Annotated in this window: 2 protein-coding genes; both read right to left on the bottom strand. The window is 60.0% G+C overall.

Annotated elements, in window-relative coordinates; all coding sequences use genetic code 11:
* Window positions 1–140: 140 nt before the first annotated feature.
* Complete coding sequence (locus FY112_RS35195) at window positions 141–713, bottom strand: NAD(P)H-dependent oxidoreductase (protein ID WP_094087127.1); 573 nt, start codon at window positions 711–713, stop codon at window positions 141–143.
* Window positions 714–910: 197 nt separating this feature from the next.
* The coding region (locus FY112_RS35190) for a biotin/lipoyl-containing protein (protein ID WP_151520500.1) at window positions 911–1,531 on the bottom strand (621 nt) is incomplete at its 5' end.

The raw sequence follows: 1,531 nt of genomic DNA, 5'->3' as shown, positions 1-1,531 counted from the left end.
AAAAGTGTGAGCGGTTTTCGGACGACATCATGCTCTATTTCTTTGATTTAGACCCGGATTCAGATTTTAGGCCGACCTGGCCTAAAATCATCCGGATCTAATGCCGGGGTGCGAACATCCCGGCATTGTTGGAACGCCAATCAGGAGGCCGTGACAACCGAGCGCGCCGCCTTCAGCGCATTGCCCCACCAGGTGAGCTGGTCGAGCTGGTTCTTCGCCGCTTCGTTGAGATGCGCGTAATCGCTGAGGCTCTTGCCTTCCTTGAGGACGCCGAGATATTCGCCAAGCGCGATATGCACGCCCGTTTTCACCGAAGCCGCACCCATTTCCACGAAGATCATGCGAAGATGCTCGACCGCACGTGCGCCGCCGACACCGCCGTAACCGACGAAACCGACCGGCTTCTGGAGGAACTCGCCGAGGTCGATGGCGTTCTTCAGAACCGCCGTTGGAGCGTGATTGTACTCGGCAACGGTGAAGATGAAGCCGTCGAATTCACGCAGCTTCTTTTTCCAGCGCTCCGCCGTCTCGCTTTCAGCGGTTGTGGTACGCTGCTCACCGAAAAAATGCATGGGATAGTCGAGCAGGTCGAGAACCTCGACCTCAATGTCCTGGCGCTCGGCGGCGATAGCGGCAATCCACTTGGCCGGATGCTCGGCAAAACGGCCAATACGCGTGCTGCCGACAATGACGGCAATCTTCAATTTGCTCATGGAGATGATTTCCTGATGGGTCTTGGGGGCGGGTGGTAAGAGTGCAATTCTATGAGAAAGCCTCCGCGCCGGGCAAGGCGCGAAGGCTGCGGACATTCGAAAAATCAGTTTTTTGACAGGTCGATCGTACACAATCGAGTGAACGGAGCCGGCTCGCAAAGTCGGCTGATGGGCGCCTTTGCGAGGATGGCAGCCCTTCAGCCTGCGTAGACGACAAGCAGGTCCTTGGCGTCGATCTGGTCGCCGGCCCGCACCAGCACTTCGGAAATCGTGCCATCCTTTTCCGCATGCAGCGCCGTTTCCATCTTCATCGCCTCGATGGAGACGAGCACGTCGCCGGCATTGACGGCCTGGCCGGGCGAGACGAAGACACGGCTGATCACACCCGGCATCGGCGCGCCGACATGAACGGCATTGCCCGGTTCGGCCTTGCGGCGGACGGCGGCACCTGTCGCCCCATGGGCCCGGTCCGGCACCTTGATGCGGCGCGGCTGACCGTTGAGCTCGAAGAAGATGGTCACCATGCCCTGGCTGTCGGTGGCGCTCATCGCCTGGTTGACGATGACGAGCGTCTTGCCGCGCTCGATATCGGCAAACAGCTCCTCGCCGTCCTTGAGACCATAGAAATAGGCGGGCGTCGGCAGCACCGAGACCGGGCCGTAGGTATCGGAGGCGAGCGCGAAGTCGGTGAAGACCTTCGGATACATCAGGTAGGAAGCGAATTCGAAGTCGCTGACCTCGCGCTCGAGCTTCGTCTCGATGACTTTACGCTCCGCATCGAGATCGGCCTCCTTGAGCAGCGAGCCGGGACGGACGGC

Origin of the sequence: Rhizobium sp. PEPV16, assembly GCF_008919455.1 — a bacterium.
Taxonomy (GTDB): Bacteria; Pseudomonadota; Alphaproteobacteria; order Rhizobiales; family Rhizobiaceae; genus Rhizobium; species Rhizobium leguminosarum_Q.
Note: the sequence above shows the minus strand (reverse complement) of the source record. Positions and strands in the feature narration are given on the sequence as shown.

What these genes read in the sequence shown, in the direction of transcription:
- FY112_RS35195 (WP_094087127.1), bottom strand. Translation starts at nt 713, where the DNA reads ATGAGCAAATTGAAGATTGCCGTCATTGTCGGCAGCACGCGTATTGGC.